This is a genomic window from Lichenihabitans sp. Uapishka_5 (assembly GCF_033947565.1).
Taxonomy (GTDB): domain Bacteria; phylum Pseudomonadota; class Alphaproteobacteria; order Rhizobiales; family Beijerinckiaceae; genus Lichenihabitans.
Genome location: NZ_JARPVX010000193.1, coordinates 1 through 1491, shown reverse-complemented (window position 1 = coordinate 1491; position 1491 = coordinate 1). Strand labels below are relative to the sequence as shown.

3 protein-coding genes are annotated in these 1491 nt (G+C 64.5%); all 3 read left to right on the top strand.

Annotated features, from left to right (window positions below):
* Positions 1 to 631 (top strand): LysR substrate-binding domain-containing protein (locus P7D22_RS23100; RefSeq protein ID WP_319936584.1); only part of this gene is annotated, 631 nt, incomplete at its 5' end.
* A 188-nt stretch (positions 632 to 819) separates the two neighbouring features.
* Positions 820 to 1248, top strand: a complete 429-nt coding sequence (locus P7D22_RS23095; protein WP_319936583.1) for a DUF1772 domain-containing protein — start codon at positions 820 to 822, stop codon at positions 1246 to 1248.
* A gap of 43 nt (positions 1249 to 1291) precedes the next feature.
* Positions 1292 to 1491 (top strand): dienelactone hydrolase family protein (locus P7D22_RS23090; protein WP_319936582.1); only part of this gene is annotated, 200 nt, incomplete at its 3' end.

Here is a 1491-nt window from a genome sequence, read left to right as displayed (position 1 = left end):
GCGCCTGGCCGTGTCGTCCATCGCCGAAAGCTTCCTGTCCGGCGACCTGCTGGGGTCGTTCCTCCTCGGCCATCCGGGCCTCCGGCTCGACATCGTCGTGACCGATGCGGAGTTCGATATTGTCGCGGGCGGATTCGATGCCGGCGTACGGTTGGGCGAGGTGATCGAGCGCGACATGATCGCGGTGCCGGTCAGCACGGAGCAGCGCCAGATCGTCGTTGCCGCGCCCACCTTTCTCGCGGTGGCGGGAACACCGCTCCACCCCCGTGACCTGACGCGGCACCGCTGCATCGGCTGGCGTTCATCGGTTGAGGCGGCGCCTTACCGCTGGGAGTTCACCGAGGATGGGCGCGACTTCATCGTCGCCGTTGAACCCGCGATGACGACCAACGACATGTCGTTGATGGTGAAGATGGCCTGTGCCGGCGCCGGGCTGACCATCGGCATGGCCGAAACGTTCGCGCCGTGGCTGAGAAGCGGGGAGCTGTGCGAAGTCCTGGAACCGTTTTGCCCTCCGCTGTCCGGCTTCTTCCTGTTCTATCCCAGTCGGCATCACCTTCCGATCAAGCTGCGCGCGCTCGTGGATCATGTACGAGGCCGGCGTCGCGGCAATGCGGACGGCGCGAAATAGGGTGCTATTCAATGCGCAGCGGTCGCGCCTCTTTCCCAAATTGGGATGGGCACCGGCCACCTCAGTCGCCAGTGCTCTTCCACAAGCATGGATCGGCTTTACCGAAAGCCATCCCCATCATCTTCTGACTGCATCCTATAGCCGCCCTCAAACGCTGTAAGATCAAGATCAGCGTAAAGGCGGTAATCTTGATCGTCGGACTTATAACCCTGATGCTGACAAGCGGCTTTGCCGCTGCCTGCGCCTACATCAACATTGTCGAGCAGCCTGCGCGCCTGGCGTTGCAACCGGCTGCGCTGTGGGCGCAATGGCAAGTAAGCTATCATCGCGGAACGGCGATGCAGCTGTCGCTCGCGGTCCTGTCGACGGTGCTGGCGGTGGTGTCGTACGCTTTAACACGTGACGTGCGGTGGCTCGCTGGTGCGGGATGCCTGCTTGCCATCGCGCCCTACACGTTGCTGGTGATGATGCCGGTCAACCGGGAGCTATCGGCGCTGACACCAGGCAACCTGGGCGATCAGGTCGTCCCGCTGGTGCGGTCCTGGGGACGGCGACACGCAGTTCGCGGCCTGCTGGGCGCAACCGCGGCCGTCATCTTCGTTTGGGCACTGTCATGATTGCAGCGCTCCTCACGGGCTGTTTCGACCGGCGAAGAGCGTCATGCCAGAGGTCGTGATCGCAGGCGGTGGCAACGCGATTCCAGCCTATCTCGGCATTCCGGACGGGAACGGGCCGTGGCCGGGCGTGGTTGTCCTCCACGACGCGCTGGGCCAGACCGATGCGAGCCGTGGGCAGGTGGATTGGCTGGCCGCCTCGGGCTACCTCGCCATCGCGCCCGACCTGTTCGCGCGCGGCAACAG